The sequence below is a fragment of the Arthrobacter sp. UM1 genome (assembly GCF_020483305.1).
Taxonomy (GTDB): domain Bacteria; phylum Actinomycetota; class Actinomycetes; order Actinomycetales; family Micrococcaceae; genus Falsarthrobacter.
The window spans coordinates 72,351-88,233 of the sequence record NZ_JACWAB010000006.1 but is presented as its reverse complement, the minus strand read 5'-3'; the positions used below and the strand labels follow the sequence as shown (position 1 = coordinate 88,233).

General features: G+C 67.4%; 15 protein-coding genes. 10 read left to right on the top strand and 5 right to left on the bottom strand.

The window, feature by feature from the left end; translation table 11 throughout:
* The first annotated feature begins 40 nt into the window (after positions 1-40).
* The 6 genes from H9I38_RS08490 (at position 41) to H9I38_RS08465 (ending at position 6,559) form a co-directional block, all read left to right on the top strand.
* Positions 41-868: an acetoacetate decarboxylase family protein gene (locus H9I38_RS08490; RefSeq protein ID WP_226338415.1), complete on the top strand. Its 828-nt coding sequence runs from the start codon at positions 41-43 to the stop codon at positions 866-868.
* 319 nt (positions 869-1,187) lie between these two features.
* Positions 1,188-2,162: a sensor histidine kinase gene (locus tag H9I38_RS08485; RefSeq protein WP_226338365.1), complete on the top strand. Its 975-nt coding sequence runs from the start codon at positions 1,188-1,190 to the stop codon at positions 2,160-2,162.
* Positions 2,163-2,188: 26 nt separating this feature from the next.
* The gene (locus H9I38_RS08480) at positions 2,189-2,887 is read left to right on the top strand and encodes a response regulator transcription factor (protein ID WP_319002222.1); all 699 of its coding nucleotides are present in this window, start codon (positions 2,189-2,191) and stop codon (positions 2,885-2,887) included.
* Positions 2,888-2,956: 69 nt separating this feature from the next.
* Positions 2,957-3,700 carry an ABC transporter ATP-binding protein gene (locus tag H9I38_RS08475; protein WP_226338362.1) on the top strand — a complete coding sequence of 248 codons (744 nt, stop codon included), beginning with the start codon at positions 2,957-2,959 and terminating at the stop codon, positions 3,698-3,700.
* Positions 3,701-3,803: 103 nt separating this feature from the next.
* Positions 3,804-5,792 (top strand): FtsX-like permease family protein, encoded by a 1,989-nt coding sequence (locus H9I38_RS08470; RefSeq protein WP_226338361.1) that lies wholly within the window; start codon positions 3,804-3,806, stop codon positions 5,790-5,792.
* Positions 5,793-5,800: 8 nt separating this feature from the next.
* Positions 5,801-6,559: a thioesterase II family protein gene (locus H9I38_RS08465; RefSeq protein WP_226338359.1), complete on the top strand. Its 759-nt coding sequence runs from the start codon at positions 5,801-5,803 to the stop codon at positions 6,557-6,559.
* Here H9I38_RS08465 and H9I38_RS08460 read toward each other — a convergent pair.
* Both H9I38_RS08460 and H9I38_RS08455 read right to left on the bottom strand, forming a co-directional pair.
* The gene (locus tag H9I38_RS08460) at positions 6,490-7,263 is read right to left on the bottom strand and encodes a 4'-phosphopantetheinyl transferase family protein (protein WP_226338358.1); all 774 of its coding nucleotides are present in this window, start codon (positions 7,261-7,263) and stop codon (positions 6,490-6,492) included. The genes H9I38_RS08465 and H9I38_RS08460 overlap by 70 nt on opposite strands.
* On the bottom strand, positions 7,260-8,657 hold the full coding sequence (locus tag H9I38_RS08455) for a pirin family protein (RefSeq protein ID WP_226338357.1): 1,398 nt from the start codon (positions 8,655-8,657) through the stop codon (positions 7,260-7,262). The genes H9I38_RS08460 and H9I38_RS08455 overlap by 4 nt, the downstream gene beginning before the upstream one ends.
* Before the next feature lie 493 nt (positions 8,658-9,150).
* Here H9I38_RS08455 and H9I38_RS08450 point away from each other — a divergent pair, with 493 nt between their 5' ends.
* From H9I38_RS08450 to H9I38_RS08435, 4 genes are read left to right on the top strand one after another with little or no spacing between them, the layout of a single operon-like run.
* Positions 9,151-10,644 carry an MFS transporter gene (locus H9I38_RS08450; RefSeq protein WP_319002221.1) on the top strand — a complete coding sequence of 498 codons (1,494 nt, stop codon included), beginning with the start codon at positions 9,151-9,153 and terminating at the stop codon, positions 10,642-10,644.
* A gap of 47 nt (positions 10,645-10,691) precedes the next feature.
* Positions 10,692-11,453: a 3-hydroxybutyrate dehydrogenase gene (locus tag H9I38_RS08445; protein WP_226338356.1), complete on the top strand. Its 762-nt coding sequence runs from the start codon at positions 10,692-10,694 to the stop codon at positions 11,451-11,453.
* Positions 11,450-12,346, top strand: a complete 897-nt coding sequence (locus H9I38_RS08440) for a CoA transferase subunit A (protein WP_413463538.1) — start codon at positions 11,450-11,452, stop codon at positions 12,344-12,346. Before H9I38_RS08445 ends, H9I38_RS08440 begins: the two co-directional genes overlap by 4 nt.
* A 2-nt stretch (positions 12,347-12,348) precedes the next feature.
* Positions 12,349-12,975 carry a 3-oxoacid CoA-transferase subunit B gene (locus H9I38_RS08435; protein ID WP_226338355.1) on the top strand — a complete coding sequence of 209 codons (627 nt, stop codon included), beginning with the start codon at positions 12,349-12,351 and terminating at the stop codon, positions 12,973-12,975.
* Between the two features lie 153 nt (positions 12,976-13,128).
* Here the strand turns inward: H9I38_RS08435 and H9I38_RS08430 are convergent, their stop codons facing one another.
* The 3 genes from H9I38_RS08430 to H9I38_RS08420 form a co-directional block, all read right to left on the bottom strand.
* Complete coding sequence (locus H9I38_RS08430; protein WP_226338353.1) at positions 13,129-13,389, bottom strand: hypothetical protein; 261 nt, start codon at positions 13,387-13,389, stop codon at positions 13,129-13,131.
* Positions 13,390-13,555: 166 nt separating this feature from the next.
* Positions 13,556-15,127 carry a hypothetical protein gene (locus H9I38_RS08425; RefSeq protein ID WP_226338351.1) on the bottom strand — a complete coding sequence of 524 codons (1,572 nt, stop codon included), beginning with the start codon at positions 15,125-15,127 and terminating at the stop codon, positions 13,556-13,558.
* On the bottom strand, positions 15,124-15,834 hold the full coding sequence (locus tag H9I38_RS08420) for an AAA family ATPase (protein ID WP_226338350.1): 711 nt from the start codon (positions 15,832-15,834) through the stop codon (positions 15,124-15,126). The genes H9I38_RS08425 and H9I38_RS08420 overlap by 4 nt, the downstream gene beginning before the upstream one ends.
* Between the last annotated feature and the right edge of the window lie 49 nt (positions 15,835-15,883).

Sequence of the window (15,883 nt, the reverse complement as noted above, 5' to 3'; positions counted from 1 at the left end):
GTTTGTGAGAGTCCGCAACCGAAGAGACTAGGTGGAGACCATGAAAACGAGGCAGAACAGCAAAGCCGTGGATAGCCCGCGGGGGTACAGTCTTCCTCTTTCGCCTTCAGGCGTCTCGTCCATGTTGACGCCGCCGCCCTGGCATTTCGCGGGCGAGGTCACTATGGTGGAGCTACGAGTCGACCCGGATGCGGCCCGCTCGTTCCTTCCTGCTGAACTTGACTTGGGAGCTGACCCTGGGGCCGCCGCTTTCGTCTTTGCGGACTGGGCATGGTGTTCGACAAGCGGGCGCGAGCTTCGGGAACCCCGATCGTCCCAATTCGGCGAGTTTCTCGTCCTCCTTCGATGTGAGTACAACGGTCGGGCGTTGGCGAGATGTCCCTATGCTTGGGTAGACAGTGCCGTCCCCATGATGCGTGGTTGGTTGCAGGGTATGCCCAAGCAGTTTGGCGAAATTGGTACCACGCGGCCGAAGCGTGTGGGCCGCACCGGCCCTCGCCCCGGAGGGTCTGGGAACTATACCGGGACTCTGTCAGTGGAAGGCCGTAGGGTCATCGACCTCTCTGTCGAAGCGGCTTCGCCGGTCAGAGAGAGGCCGCTTCTGCACGATGTTCCTCTTGTGCACAGCAGAGTCCAGCCGCCGTGGGTGATGTCAGAGCTCAACGAGAAGCAGGGCCGGAAGGACTGGCCATTGATGACTTCCCACGTGGAGGGGGTGGAGTTCTCCGAGATCCTGGCTGGGGATGCACACGTTACATTCCAGGACGTCCTGGACCCGGACTTCGCTTCCCTTGAGCCCATCGAGATCGGAAAGGGATATGTCTTCGATTATGCCGAGACGTTGGTTGGTGGACTCGCACTCGAGTGACCCTTGGCTGAACAAGCCAGGCGCTGGTTTGCGCGGCTCGTGCGGATCGCGGCCACCGATCCGGTTGGCTCTGCCCCATGTCTTTTTCCGTGGATCGTCGCCGTGGAGGGCATTGCTCTTTGTCCTGGCGACTGCTGTCGCGGGCCCGTTCATCCTGATATCCACGTTTCCGATTGCCGTCCTCTTGGCGTCTGGGGTGGGGTCTGGGCCGCTAGCCCGGGCCGCGTCGCGTCTCTTGGCCTTGCAGACTGATCTGGTAGATCCAGTCCTGGCCTGCAGGCTGCGTCGAGGGTATGGGGAAGGCGACGGCAGGACAGTCGTGGGAGTCGCGATCGCAGCAGGACTCCTCTTTGCCCCCGTTAGCGTCGCCTTTCTCCTCTTAGCGTCGGTGACTGTCGCAGGCCTAGCACTCGCACCTCTCCTCATTCGCTGGGACTCGATCAGCATTTTCGACTGGGTGGTGAGGAGTGATGGTGAGGCTTATCTTCTCTGTTTCCTCTCGATCGCCGCCGCTGCAGGGTTCCTCTACGCAGCGACGGGACTCGCTCTTGTCCAAGTGGGCTTTTACAGGTCCCTGACTGTTTCTCGGCTTGAGGATGCGGAGGCCGAGGCCTTGGAGCTTCGAGCTTCGCGGGATCTCCTTCTGGACGCGTTCGACACGGAGCGGCGTCGTATTGAAGGAATGTTGCATGACGGTGTTCAACACAGGCTGGTTGCCCTCGCGATGAGCCTGGGGCTTGCAGAGACGAATGCCGAAAACGAGACAGTGAGACAGATGCTTTCCCATGCGCATAGACAAGCCGACGAAGCATTAGCCGAGTTGAGACAGACGATCCGAGGCATCCTGCCAAGGGCTCTCACGGAACGCGGGCTGACGCCCGCCGTCCAGGATCTCATAGCCGACTTTCCGGGTGATGTTTGTGTCGATCTTCCAACGAGTTCTCGACTCCCGCGACGGGTGGAGCAGGTCAGCTATTTTGTGGTGAGTGAAGCCTTGGCCAACGTGATGAAGCATGCAGAGGCTTCCCGTACAGAAGTAGTCGGCGAAGTGAAGGGAGGAGAATGGTTGCTGAGGATCGACGACGATGGGGTCGGTGGAGCGAGGTCGCGGCCGGGAGGTGGTCTGGAAGGATTGAAACTTCGAGCGTCGGCGTTGGGTGGAAGTCTCCGGATCGGCCCGAGGCAGGGTGGTGGTACTTCCGTGGTGATGTCTTGCCCGCTGGAGGCGAGCAGCCCCAGAGAAGTTGCTGTTCATGAATTTGATTCGGATGTCCCAAGGGGAGGCATGGATTGAGTTCTGTCGAAGAGGCGGGCGGTCGGGTGCCACAACTGCGCACACCGACAGGAGAGCTTGTGAGAGTGGCGCTGGCGGAAGATCTTCCCCTGTTGCGAGAGGGAATTTCAGCTGTAATGGCTAGGGCTGGGTGTGAGATCGCGTTGTCTGTGGGCAACGCGGAGGACCTTCACTCAGGTCTTGAACAAGCGGACGTAGACCTTGTTGTCACGGATGTTAGGATGCCGCCTGACTTCTCTGACGAGGGGCTGCGGGCGGTTCGTTGCCTGCGCCGTGAGCATCCTGAGATGCCTGTGCTAATTCTCTCCCAATATGCTTCCGTGGCGTACCTGCCGGAGATCTTGGACCAGGATGCAAGCGGTGGCCTCGGCTACCTCCTGAAAGAACGGGTGGGGCACGTGGCGACTTTCATCTCAGCGATTGAAGGCGTGCTGGCGGGAGCGACCATCATCGATCCCGACATCGTCCACGCTTTGATGCGGCGCTCTCGTCAATATGCTGGGTTGTCGGCCCTGAGCCCTCGGGAACTAGAGGTGCTGGAGCTGATGGCACAGGGCCAGACAAATGGCGCGATCGCTGAACGGCTTTGGGTTTCGGAAGCAGCTGTGCGCAAGCACGTCGGCAGCATCTTCGCCAAGCTGCCGATGAAGGAGAAGGTGGATCGTCGCGTCTCGGCAGTCCTCACGTATCTTCGAAGCCGTTCCGATGAAGAGGGGGGAGGGTAGCGTCAGCGCTACCCGCGATCGGGCCCTGAGGCTAATGACTAAAACAGCTTGGGCCGATTTGATGGAGTCATGAGCATTTACCACCTTCAGTCCAGAGGAGTGACATCCGCACAGGGTGTCGTTAAATCGTACGGAGATAGGTCGTCAGAGGCCGTTTTGCGGGGCGTGACGTATGCTTTTCGCCCCGGATCATTTACGGCGATCATGGGGCCGTCTGGGTCAGGGAAGACGACACTTCTCAACTGTCTCTGCGGGTTGGATGTCCCGGACTCCGGATCAGTTTCCTTGGATGGGCATTCGCTGACGGGGCTGGACGAAGACGATAGGGCCCTGGTCAGGCGAGACACCTGTGGCTTCATCTTCCAGGATTACAACTTGTTTGAAGCCCTCGACGTTCATGGCAACGTGGCGCTCCCTCAGCGCCTTGCCGGACGCCCATTGAGCACCTCAGACATTCGCGGCGCTTTGGAGCGTGTGGGACTCGCTGATAAGGCGCGTTCTCCAATCGGAACGCTTTCCGGAGGTCAGCGGCAGCGGGTGGCTATTGCCCGTGCACTCGCCAGCCGACCTGGCACGATCTTCGCAGACGAGCCGACGGGTGCTTTGGACAGTCGGACAGCCCGTGATGTTTTGGCCCTCATGCGTCAGTCCGCATCAGAACTCGGATCCACCACCATCATGGTGACTCATGACGCGGTGGCAGCTGCTTGGGCGGATGATGTCGTGGTGATGTCGGATGGCTCGATTGCTGACGTCGTGAGAGGCGGAGATCCTGATCAAATCTCGCGTGCGGTCAATCATATCTGGAGTTGAGGGGATGCTGACCTGGGTCTTTGCAACTGTCCGTAAGCACTGGCTTCTTTTTCTGGGTAGTTTAGTCACCCTTCTCGTGGGATCATCGATCGTTGGTGCCTGCATGCAACTCCTCATCACTGCGTTCTCGACGCCCGACGGCGGGTTCGATGTCCTCATCACGGGAAGCGGGACTCTGGACAACGATGGGAATCTAGGAGCGGCGACGGAGCACTATTCGCCGATGGGCTCAGGACGTGAGGACCTGCTCTCCGTCGCAGGCACCGTCGGTGTCGTCTGCTTGTTTCTCACCGCAGCCACGCTCTCGATGACTGTGGGGTATCTCGTGGTCGCACGTGTGAAAGAGCTTGGCGCTCTGCGTTTGCTCGGTGCTACCTCAGGGGTCCTGAGGAAGGTGTTGAGCGCCGAGGTGGCGGCGCTGGCTCTTGTCGCTTCTCTGGCCGGTTCGATCATTTCCGTGTTCCTCGCTCCGCCGGTTCTTTCGGCGCTCAGGGCAGCTGGGTACGTGTCAGCGGACTTCAGGCATTCCCCTTCACTTCTGGGGATTGTCTTGACGGTTCTCGTGACCGTGGGAGTCTCGGTCCTCGGCGCGCGTCGGGGTTCCCGAAGGGCTTTGGACGTCACGCCTATTTTGGCCAGCCGCGACATCATCCCTGCCCGCCGGATATCGAGACGCCGCTGGCTGTTCGCGCTGCTCGGACTCATGGGCATCGGCGGCTTTGGACTTCTTGCGTCGGGCTCTCCTGGCGATGGTGCAGTCGGGCTTGGACTCCTTCTGCCGATGGCCATGGGCCTCTGTGTCGCTCTTCTTGCGCCCGTCCTTATTCCAGCAGTGGTAAATATGATTGCAGGTGTGGTCAAGGCTGTTCGCCCAAGCGCCGTCGCCCATTTTGGCGCAGAGACTGCGCGTTCGAGTCGCGACGCTGTCCCCGTCGTCGCGTTGCCCGCGGTGCTTTTTGTCGGCATCGCCGGGGCTGTGACAGCAACGCTCGCCTCGGATGCATATGCAACAAATGCAGCTACTCGAGCCGAGGTGAAGGCCGATGTTGTGGCTACTGCCATCCATCCGAACTTCTCGCCGGAAGGCGCGCAGAGGCTGGGAGCCGGGGCCGTTGACGCTCCACTTAGGCAGGTTGTTGTCGCTACGGATCGAGATACTGCCCTTGAGCTGAATGCTGAAGGAATCGATCCGGAAGCGATGGCCAAGACACGAGGCGGCGTCGTGGTTGCAGGCGACCTCAGTCGAATTCGTAGCGGCGGCGTTGCGCTAAGTCGCCAAGAGGCTGCTGACGACGGTTATCGAGTAGGGCAGACTCTTACGTTCGTGACACCGGATCGTAAGCGGCATTCGCTTCCGATCGTTGCGATTGTCGGCGGGAGCTCGGATCTAATTCCTCAGGTCATGCTTGGACGGGAATGGGCTGCGAAGCATATGCCTGGGGGGACGGTGGAGCGAGCCTATTTCACAAGCCACGACCCCGAGGGACTGGCTGAACGTCTAGAAAAGAGCGGCGCTGTGGGACAAGCTCAGGGGGTCGATGCTTGGGCTGATGACTCTGCGCGAGCTTATGCGGCCAACAGCGTCAAGGGTGTGGCGGTAGTGCTGCTGCCGGCCGGTGTCTTCTCGATGCTCGCCGTCACGAACGCAGTCCTCATGTGGTATTCCACCCGCAGGGGTGAAATCGAAGCTCTGGCTCGCATTGGAATGACAAGCGGTCAGCGACGCTCTGCTCTGCTCTGGTGGGCCGGGATCGTGACTGGGGCGGGGTGCGCGGTAGGCAGTCTCATCGTCTGGGGGACGGACCTGGTCGTCCGGATAGGACTGTTCAAAAGCCCTGTAGCCCACCTCGGCTCTTTCCCATTCGGCGCCTTGCTGGTGATAATCGCTCTCATGCTGGTGAGTGCCATCGTGCCTATTTTGGTGGTTGCTCCGAAGCTCAGAGAGGGCAGCGAAGCGCCCTTTCAGAAGCCGCGTTGCGCGGAGCCGGATGAACCGCCCGTCAGGGCGCGCCGGAGCGTCGGGACTCGCGCTGAGGACGGCGTTCCGCTCCCTGCCGGACGCTCATGGCCTGCAAACGAGAACCGCGGTTAGGAAGCACGATGACTGATCACTTTGAACCAGCAAGCTCATGTCTTCGCAGGTTTCATGAGGGGCCGCGCGATGGAAATCGCATTGTTCTGTTTCCCTTTGCCGGGGGGAATGCGTCATCGTTCTTCAGGTTCTCAGAACTGCTGGCTGAAGAATATGATGTGTGGGTCGTCCAGTATCCAGGGCGTCTTGACAGGTGGGATGACACTCTGCCGGAGTCGGTGGCTGCCCTTGCTCGGGAAGTCGTTGACGCTGTCGACTGGTCTGATTCCCGTCCGGTCTCCTTCTTCGGTCACAGCATGGGGGCCGTGGTGGCTTTTGAGGCAACCCGTATGGCGGAGTTGAGGGGTTTTGGCGTGGCTAGCCTTGTAGCATCTGCCAGTGCGCCGCCTCAGATGGCCGGAGAACGGGTAGCCCGGCATCTCGATGACTTGGCGTCTGTGAGGGCTCTCGAGCAGCTCGCCGATCTTCCAAGCGGCGCTCTTGAGGGAGATGCGACTCGGGACTTTCTTCTTAAGCCGTTGCGCGCTGATTGCCGGATTCTTTCTGACTACAGGCCAGACGATGGCGTCTCGGTGTCCGCTAACTTGCTGTTGGCAGGCGGGAGCGCCGACGAGGATCTTGAGGTGAGTTCCCTCATGGGGTGGAGTCGGCTGACCAGAGGCACTGTTACAGTCAAAGTCTTCGAAGGGGATCACTTCTACCTGTGGAAGAACCTTGCATCTCTAGTGAGCTGGCTGGGCCGAGAGCTCGCGCCGTCCCAGTCCTGAGCCCCGACCGCCACCGCCGTCCTCAGCAGCCCCGCCTCCGCGCTCCAGGCGCCCCGCATCTGCCCCGGGACGCCCTCGGGAATCGGCCCCGCGTCACGGCGGATCCGCGCGGCGAACGTCCCGTCCTCGCCGAAGCGGACCGTCACCTCGTGGAAGTCGAGCCACAGGCCCGTCAGCGGGAACCACGCCTTGTAGACGGACTCCTTGGCGCTGAACAGCAGCCGCTCCGCGCTGACCGGGTGCCCGGTCCGCCGACGCGCCGCCTCTCCGAGCGCCGCGAGCTCCTCCCGCGACTCGTCCGCCGCGAGCACGATCTCCAGCACCCCCTCCGGCAGCGGCTCGTTCTGCTCGACGTCGATCCCGAGGGAGCGCACGTCTCCCTCGAGCCCGACGGCGGCCGCCCGGTGCCCCTCGCAGTGCGTGATGCTCCCGACTACGCCCTCCGGCCACAGCGGCTCTCCCCGCTCCCCGCGGAGGATCGCATTCGCCGGGCGGCCGAGGCGCAGGAGGGCGGCGTGGGCGTACTCGCGTCCCTCGGCGAACTCCCTGCGTCGCTTCCCGACGGCCTCCCGCACCAGCGCCTCCTCCTGGGCGTTGGGCCGCGCGGGCGGGAAGTCAATCCCCGTCTCGGAGACCTCCACGCCGTGCGGCAGCAGGGCCGCGAAGCCCGAATGCCGGGGCGGGCGGTCCTGTCCCGGGGTCACGAGCGGTCCCCGTTCTGCCCCGCCTCGCGCTCCCGAACGCGCCCTGCGCTGTGGTCCCCCGTCGGCCCCGTCTTGCGGTCCCCTCCGCGCCCTGGCTCGCCCCGCCTCCGGTTCCCTCGGGTGCGGAGCCTGACCTTCGGCAGCGCGGGCGCCGGGATCGTCTCCTCCGTGACCGGCGCGCCGTAGCGACTCGTGTCCGGGATGTGCGGCGGTCGGCCTCCGTCGTCGTGCTCCGGGCCGCCGCTACGGGGAGCGGTCCCGGGAGTCTCAGCGCCGATCTCCGCCTGCCGCGCCCCGATCTCTTCCTGCCACTCGGCGCGGAAGGCCGCCACCTCGTCATGCGTGCGGCCCACGAAGTTCCACCACATGAGGATCTCCTCGCCGAACGGCTCGCCGCCGAGCAGGAGCAACCGCGCCGGGCCGCCTCGCGCGCTCAGCGTCATCCGCGTGGCTCCCGCGTCCACGGCCGCGAGCTCAGAGGGGCGGATCTCCCGGGCCTCCCCGCCCTCCACGGCAAGCCCGACGACGCCGCTCTCGGGCGTCCCCTCGACGGCACCGCTCTCGCCTGCAGGCTCGACGACGCCGCCCGACGGCATCTGGTCCACGAGGACCCCGTGCTCGAATCCCGGGTTCAGGGGCAGGTCCAGGGTGGCGCCGTCGTCGAGCAGGATCTCCGCGCCGAGCAGCGGCGAGAATGCCGTCACCGGCGACGTCTCCCCGAGGAGGCTGCCGAGGAAGACGCGGACCGTGGCCCCCGGAAGCTCAAGGGGCTCCGGCGCGTAGTGCTCGAAGCCCGGGTCTGTGAAGCGCGAGCCGTCCGGCAGCGCGACCCACAGCTGGCAGCCGTGGAGGACGGTGGTGCCAGCGGCGGTGAACTCGGAGTGGTTGATGCCGCGGCCGGCGGTCATGAGGTTGAGCTCGCCGGGGCGGACGCGGGCGGCGTGGCCGGCGGAGTCGCGGTGGTCGATCTCGCCCGTGAACAGCCAGGACACCGTCTGCAGCCCGGTGTGCGGGTGCGCCGGGACGTTCATGCCGCCGGTCTGGGAGACGTCGTCGGGCCCGTAGTGGTCCAGGAAGCACCACGCGCCGATGAGCGAGCGCTCCCTCGCCGGCAGCGTCCGCCGCACGGTCATGGCGCGCAGTCCGCCGAGCGGAACGTCCCGCGGGCGGATGACGACGACGCCGGGCCCGTCCTCCGCGGCGGGTCCGGGCCCATCCTGCGCGGTGACTCCGTCGCCTGCGTTGGCCTGGTCCTCCGCAGTGCCCCCAGCCTGGGCGGCCGCCGTCGCCTCAATCCGGACGCCCGCCGTCGCCTCACCCCGGGCGGCCGCCGTCGCTTCGGTTCGGGCCTCCGCGCAGGCGAGGAGCGGCGGGTCCTTCTCCAGGTTGCTCATGGCGTCAGTCTAGGAGGGGACTGGAGGTCTGCCGTCCTGGTCATATCTCCCGGCCTCGCTCTCTCGGCTCGACGCCGTCCTCACTCCCGTCGCCACACCCGTTTTCGCCTTCGCACCCGCTTTCAGGCGAATACACCCGGTTCTGAGCGGGTTTTTGAGCAGAAACGGGTGTGGATCGCCGGGGCGTGCGGAAGCGGGTGTGGGCCGGCGGGGGCGTGAGCAGAAAGCGGTGTGGATCGCCGGAGGTGAGCGGAAGAGGGTGCGGTGCGGGCGAGGGGCGGGTCAAGACGGGCGAGACGAGTGGGGGAGGACGTTTTTTGGGGCCAATGGGGCGCCCCTGCACCCTGCGCGTGCACAAATGCACGCACTACTTCAAGGAACTCCTGTCATCTGTGCGCAGATCACTGGTACTCTGTCCGGAAATAGTGACCTGAGTCACGTTCATTTTCAGACCTCACCCCCACAAGGCTGACTCACCTCCAGGAGGCCACCCATGTCCACCGCAGCACCCGGAAACGGCTCGGCCGCCCCCGGAGCCGGCCGCCCGACAGGACCCGGTCACGGTGGCCCGACAGGACCGGGCCACGGCGGCCCGGCGTCGAGCCCCGCCGCCCCCGCCACCCCCGCCCCCGGCAACGGCCCCCACACCAGCGCCACGAGCCGGGGCCTGCGCCGGGTCGTGGCCGCGTCCATGGCGGGCACCGTCGTCGAGTGGTACGAGTTCTTCCTCTACGCCACCGCGGCCACGCTCGTCTTCGGCCACCAGTTCTTCCCGGACACGGGCAGCGACGCGGACGGCATCATCAAGGCGTTCATCACCTACGCCGTCGGCTTCGTGGCCCGCCCGCTCGGCGGCATCGTGTTCGGCCACTTCGGCGACAAGCACGGGCGCAAGCACCTGCTCCAGATCGCCATCATCCTCGTGGGCGTCTCCACGTTCCTCATGGGCTGCCTGCCCACGTTCCACCAGATCGGCTACGCCGCGCCGGTCCTCCTCGTGGCGCTGCGCTTCCTCCAGGGCTTCGCCGTCGGCGGCGAGTGGGGCGGCGCCGTCCTCCTCGTGGCCGAGCACGCGCCCAACAGGGAGCGCGGCTTCTGGGCGTCCTGGCCGCAGTCGGCGGTGCCGCTCGGCAACCTGCTCGCCACGATCGTCCTGCTCATCCTGTCCAAGACCCTCTCCACCGGGCAGTTCGACTCCTGGGGCTGGCGCGTCGGCTTCTGGCTCTCGGCGCTCATCGTCGCCGTCGGCTACTACATCCGCACCAAGGTGGAGGACGCGCCGATCTTCAAGGAGGTCCAGGAGGAGGTCGAGGAGTCCAAGGCCCAGTCCTTCGGCGTCGGCGAGGTGTTCCGGCGCTACCCGCGCGGCGTCTTCACGGCGATGGGCCTGCGGTTCGCGGAGAACATCGCGTACTACATCATCGTGACGTTCTCGATCACCTACCTGAAGACGTTCCTCAAGATGGACACCTCGGCGATTCTGCTCTGGATGCTCATCGCGCACGTCATCCACTTCTGCACCGTCCCGATGTGGGGCCGCGCCTCGGACCGCTTCGGCCGCAGGCCCGTCTACGCGGCGGGCGCGGTGCTCATGGCGGCGTGGGGCTTCGCCGCGTTCCCGATGTTCGACACGAAGAACCCGTTCGTCATCCTCCTCGCGATCATCCTCGGCCTGCTCATCCACGGCCTCATGTACGCGCCGCAGCCGGCCCTCATGGCGGAGATGTTCCCCACCCGGATGCGCTACTCGGGCGTCTCGCTCGGCTACCAGGTCACCTCGATCGTGGCGGGCTCGCTCGCGCCGATCATCTCGCTCGAGCTCCTCAAGCGCACGGGCGCGCCGGTCTCCGTCTCGATCTACCTCGCGATCGCGTGCGCCATCACGTTCGTCTCGGTGCTCGTGCTCCGCGAGACCCGGGGCGCGGACCTTGAGAAGATCGACGACGAGGACCGCGAGCGCCTCCTCGCCGAGAAGGGCACCGTCTAGACCGGGCGCCCGCCCAGCCCACCCCAGACCAACGCACAGGAGCACTGATGGACTCGTTCTTCGAGGGAAAGCACGCCGTCGTCACCGGGGGAGCCTCGGGGATCGGCCTCGCGGCCGCCGAGGCGCTCGCGGAGGCCGGCGCCCGGGTCACCGTGGCGGATCGCGACGACGACGGCGCACGCCGGGTCGCCGAGCGGATCGGCGGCGAGGCCTGGGTGGTCGACTTCTCCGACACCGAGGCCCTGGAGCGGGAGCTCGCGGAGCGGCCGTCCGACGTCGACATCCTCGTCAACAACGCAGGCGTCCAGCGGATGAACCCGGTCCACGAGTACAAGGCGGAGGACTGGCGGCTGCTGCACCGGATCATGCTGGAGGCGCCGTTCCTGCTCTCGAAGTGGGTGCTGCCGGGGATGTACGAGCGGGGCTTCGGCCGGCTGATCCACATGTCCTCGGTCCACGGGCTGCAGGCCTCCCCGTACAAGTCCGCCTACGTCGCGGCGAAGCACGGGCTCGAGGGGCTGAGCAAGACCATCGCCCTCGAGGCCGGCGAGCACGGCGTGACGAGCAACTGCATCGGCCCGGCCTTTGTGGAGACGCCGCTCGTGCGGGGGCAGGTGCGCGATCAGGCTCGGCTGAATAGCATGAGGGAAGAAGATGTTGTGAGCCAGATCATGCTGGCCGAGGCGTCGATCAAGCGGCTCGTGCAGCCGGAGGAGGTCGCCTCGCTCGTGATGTGGCTCGCTGGCAAGGACGCCGGCATGGTGACCGGCTCGTCGTTCCCGATGGATGGAGGGTGGGGCGCCCGATGACCCCAGAAGCACACTCGCCGGTCCCGTCCGGCCAGCCCCCGGCGCTCTCGCCGGAGCTGCAGGAGAAGGTCGAGCGGCTCGCGCAGCTGCCCGGCTCCAAGATCGTCCGCACGCCGGAGGAGGCGGTGCAGGGCATCGCGTCCGGGCAGACGCTCTCCGTAGGCGGGTTCGGCCTCAACGGCATCCCGCAGATCCTCATCGACGCGGTCCTGGCTTCCGGCGCCGACGACCTCTCCGTGGCGAGCAACAACGCCGGCGTGGACGGGATCGGCCTGGCCGTGCTCCTCGAGGCGGGGCGGCTGCGGAAGATGATGTCCTCCTACGTCGGGGAGAACAAGGAGTTCGCGCGGCAGTACCTCGCGGGCGAGCTCGAGGTGGAGCTCATGCCGCAGGGCACGCTCGCCGAGCGCATGCGCGCGGGCGGCTCCGGCATCGGCGGCTTCTTCACCCAGGCCGGCGTGGGCACGCAGGTGGCCGAGGGCGGCCTGCCGCAGAAGTACGCCGCGGACGGCAGCGTGGAGAAGGCCTCGCAGAAGAAGGAGACCCGGACCATCCGCCACGGCGGCGAGGACACGGAGTTCGTCTTCGAGGAGGCCATCGTGGCGGACATGTCGCTCGTCCACGCGTGGAAGGCGGACGTGTACGGCAACCTCGTCTTCAACAAGGCCGCCCGGAACTTCAACCCCGTCGCGGCCATGAGCGGCAAGACGTGCGTGATCCAGGTCGAGGAGATCGTCGAGCCCGGCGAGATCGACCCGGACTCCGTCCACCTGCCGAGCGCGTTCGTGGACCGCATCCTCGTCGTCGGCCCCGACATCGAGAAGCCCATCGAGAAGCGCACCACCCGTCCCGCGGGGGAGCCGGCGCCCGAGACGCCCGGAGGAAGGAACTAGCCATGGCATTCTCGCGCGACGAGATGGCGGCCCGCGCCGCCGCCGAGGTCCCGGACGGGGCGTTCGTCAACCTGGGCATCGGCCTCCCGACCCTCGTGCCCAACCACGTCCCCGAGTCACGGTTCGTCATGTTCCAGTCGGAGAACGGCATCCTCGGGGTGGGCCCGTATCCGGTGGACGACGACGTCGACCCCGATCTCATCAACGCCGGCAAGGAGACGGTCACCGTCCTCAAGGGGGCGTCCTACTTCGACTCGGCCATGTCCTTCGGGATGATCCGCGGCGGGAAGATCGACGTGGCGATCCTCGGCGGCATGCAGGTGTCCGAGACCGGCGACCTCGCGAACTGGATGATCCCCGGCAAGATGGTCAAGGGCATGGGCGGCGCGATGGACCTGGTCCACGGCGCAAAGCGGCGCGTGGTGCTCATGGAGCACACGGCCAAGGACGGCTCGGCGAAGGTGCTCAAGGAGTGCTCGCTGCCGCTGACCGGCGCGGCCGTGGTGGACCGCATCATCACGGACCTGGCGGTGCTGGACGTGGTCGAGGGCGGCCTCAAGCTCGTGGAGACCGCCCCGGGCGTCACCGAGGACGAGGTCCGGGCGAAGACCGAGGCGAGGATCCTGTAGGGGGCGTCTCTCTCCTCCCGGCCCTCTTCCCCCTTCTGCCACCCCCTTTTTCCGGTTTGTGGCGCGTTTCGTGCGGAATCCGGCCCGATTCTGCACGAAACGCGCCACAAATCCGGGACAAGGACGGGGCGGGGGCGGGGGACGGGCTGAGCCTCAGCCGGCCCTCTCCATTCGGGCCCGCTCGATCCTGGCCCGTGCCTGCCGTTCGAGCCGCTCGCGCCGCTCGCGCCGGTCAGCGGTTCCGGCCTCCCGCTCCGCCTGCCTGCTCTGCATGATGTCCCCGGCAGCGAACATCGTGACCCACGCCAGGGTGAGCGGGGCGATCGACACCGACCCTCGGATGAAGAAGAGCACGGCGTCCACGGCGAAGAGCGCCCAGGCGCAGGTCTTGACCAGCTGTGGTGTGATGCACATGCACTGTTTATAGCGCCTCAGTGGGATCCGCCCTGCAGGCCTGATCCCCGGCGTCCCCGAATCGGCGCCTCGCCGCCGGAGTCCCCTCGCGTGCTGCCGGTCACAGGGCGAGCCGGTGCTGAAACGGCGTCACTCTGCCGAAAATCCCCTGGACCAGCCGCGATCCCTACGCCCCCGGAAGCACCCGGACGAGGGCGTTGAACAGGAAGGTGAAGACAGCCACGGGGAGGACGATCTGCGCGGCGACGTCGCCGGCCGTCGTCGTCGGGAAGCCGGCAGCGGCGGGGGAGCCGCCCCGGGAGGCCTCCGAGGAGGCGCGGGAGGACGGCCTGGCCGCGTCCGGCGTCCTGCTCGCGGACATGCGCACCCGCACGAGGTGGATGACCGCGGCCAGCACGGAGGCCGTGACGGCCTGCAGGGCCGGGCGGGCCGAGTCCGCTGCGATCAGCCCGGCCGCGCTTCCGGCGAGGACGGTGACGAGGGCGGGGAGAGCTGTCATCGTGCCGAGGCCGCGGGGCGTCGCCGGCATGACGGTTCCCTGCGAGAGCACGGCGGCGTGCTCGCGTGCGGGCTGGAACAGGGGAGCGGAGGCCGCGAAGAGGATGAGCGCGTAGGCCGTCGAAGCCCAGTCCTCGCGCGAGGGCAGCGCCAGCAGCACGGCCGCCGCGATGACCCAGCCGAGGCTCATCGCGGCCGAGCCCGGCCGGCGCAGCAGCCCCACAAGCGTTCGGCGCACGGCCCGGGCGGGCGCAATGCCGAGACGCGCGGAGCCGCGTGCCTCGGGGATTCTCCCGAGGGCGCTCCCGTCTCGGCGGGTTCCGCCTTGGGCTCGGCCCGCCCCGCTGGCGGCCCGGCCCATTCCGCCTCTGTCCCAGCCCGTCCCGCGACTGCGCCCATCCCACGCGCTCGTCCGACGCAGGCCGCGCGGGGCGGGGACGAGGCCGCGGGCGCCGTCGTCGGCACGGCCCGCCGAGACGGACGCGAGCGAGCGGTCCACACGGTCCGTCGCCGAGAGCACCGTGTCCTCGCGGATCCGCGTGAGGATCCACGCGTCCAGCGCCCCGAGCCCCACAGCGGCCGCGAGCCACGGAAGGGGCCGCGCGAGCGCCTCGAAGAAGAGCGGAGCCAGCACCCCCGTGCCCGCCAGCACGACGACGCTCGCCGCCCCCGCCAGAACCGGGACGCGGCGGCCCCACTCGCCCACGGCGGCGAGGGTCAGGGCGGCGGCCGCGGCGAGGAGGGTCGAGCCGAGCATGCCCGGGACGGAGGCCGGCCGCAGCGAGCCGAACGCCATCCCCATCCAGGCCGTGACGAGCGCGAAGGCGTTGACCGCCGCCGACACCCCCGCCCAGCCGGGGCCGAGGGTGAGCACGCGGGAGATCGGGAGGCGCAGCCGCCGGCGCACTGTGGCGCTGCCCGCCCGGACGGGGCCCACCACGGTCCCGAGCCCCAGCGCGGAGAGGAGGGCCGCGCCGAGGAGAAGGCTCGCGGCGAGCGCGTCGGGGACGGCGCCGGCCGCGGCGTCGAGGGCCGCGGTGATGAGCGCGGAGACCGCCTGGCCCGCGGGGAAGGCGAAGTACGCGCCCACGATGACCGCCGTGTACGTGTAGACCCACGCCTCCACGCGGCCGCCCTCCTTGCCCCGCGCGAGCCTCGCCCCGGCGAGGTACCTCTCCGCGCGCCGGGAGCGGGAGAAGGCCGTGCCGGCGGGCTCGGGCCAGTCGGGCTCGGCGCTCACGGGGCCGCGTCCCCGGTCTCGCTGCCGGGCTGCGCGAGGCCGTCGTCGTCGTGATCCGGATCCGCGCGCGGGAGGTGCGCCTCGAGGGTAACCGTCTGGTCCGCCGCCTCGAGGATCTCGCGGCTGTGCGTGCTCACGACGACGGCGGGGCCGCCTGCCGCCAGCGAGCGCAGGGCGCGGGCGAGGATGAGGCGGCGCTCGTGGTCGAGGTGCCGCTCGGGCTCGTCGAGGAGCATGAGCCGGGAGGGGCGGGCGAGGAGCATCGAGAGAGTGAGCATCTGCCGCTGGCCGGAGGAGAGCTCGTGCGGGAAGCGGTCGAGGAAGGCGTCCACGCCGAGCTCGAGCATGACGGGCGCGGTGGGGAGGTCGCGGAGGTCGGAGACGCCGTTCCAGGCGAGGCTGACCATGACGATGTTCTCGCCGACCGTGAGGTCCGAGGCGGTGTCCACGGGGTCGATGCCGTCGCAGACGGTCCGGCGGAACTCGGCCGAGCGGGAGTCCGGCGCGCTGCCGAAGACGCTCGCGGAGCCGCCGTGCTGGGGGACGCGGCCCGCGGCGATGCGCAGGAGCGTGGTCTTGCCGCTGCCGTTCGGCCCGGTCAGGGCGGTGAGGGTCCCGGCCGGCGCATCGAGGGTGGTGGGCGGAGCGCAGACGGTGGAGCCCAGGGTGAGGCCGCAGTCGCGCAGGGAGAGGGCGGGGCTGGCCATACGGAGATCCTATCGGTGTGACCTGGGTTTCACAGGGTTCTTTCAGGTG

Bases quoted from the DNA above. Each gene is read 5' to 3' on its own strand.
- H9I38_RS08435 (WP_226338355.1), top strand. From the start codon at position 12,349: ATGGCATTCTCGCGCGACGAGATGGCGGCCCGCGCCGCCGCCGAGGTC.
- H9I38_RS08475 (WP_226338362.1), top strand. From the start codon at position 2,957: ATGAGCATTTACCACCTTCAGTCCAGAGGAGTGACATCCGCACAGGGT.
- H9I38_RS08455 (WP_226338357.1), bottom strand. From the start codon at position 8,657: ATGAGCAACCTGGAGAAGGACCCGCCGCTCCTCGCCTGCGCGGAGGCC.
- H9I38_RS08440 (WP_413463538.1), top strand. From the start codon at position 11,450: ATGACCCCAGAAGCACACTCGCCGGTCCCGTCCGGCCAGCCCCCGGCG.
- H9I38_RS08445 (WP_226338356.1), top strand. From the start codon at position 10,692: ATGGACTCGTTCTTCGAGGGAAAGCACGCCGTCGTCACCGGGGGAGCC.
- H9I38_RS08490 (WP_226338415.1), top strand. From the start codon at position 41: ATGAAAACGAGGCAGAACAGCAAAGCCGTGGATAGCCCGCGGGGGTAC.
- H9I38_RS08450 (WP_319002221.1), top strand. From the start codon at position 9,151: ATGTCCACCGCAGCACCCGGAAACGGCTCGGCCGCCCCCGGAGCCGGC.
- H9I38_RS08420 (WP_226338350.1), bottom strand. From the start codon at position 15,834: ATGGCCAGCCCCGCCCTCTCCCTGCGCGACTGCGGCCTCACCCTGGGC.
- H9I38_RS08465 (WP_226338359.1), top strand. From the start codon at position 5,801: ATGACTGATCACTTTGAACCAGCAAGCTCATGTCTTCGCAGGTTTCAT.
- H9I38_RS08430 (WP_226338353.1), bottom strand. From the start codon at position 13,389: ATGTGCATCACACCACAGCTGGTCAAGACCTGCGCCTGGGCGCTCTTC.
- H9I38_RS08470 (WP_226338361.1), top strand. From the start codon at position 3,804: ATGCAACTCCTCATCACTGCGTTCTCGACGCCCGACGGCGGGTTCGAT.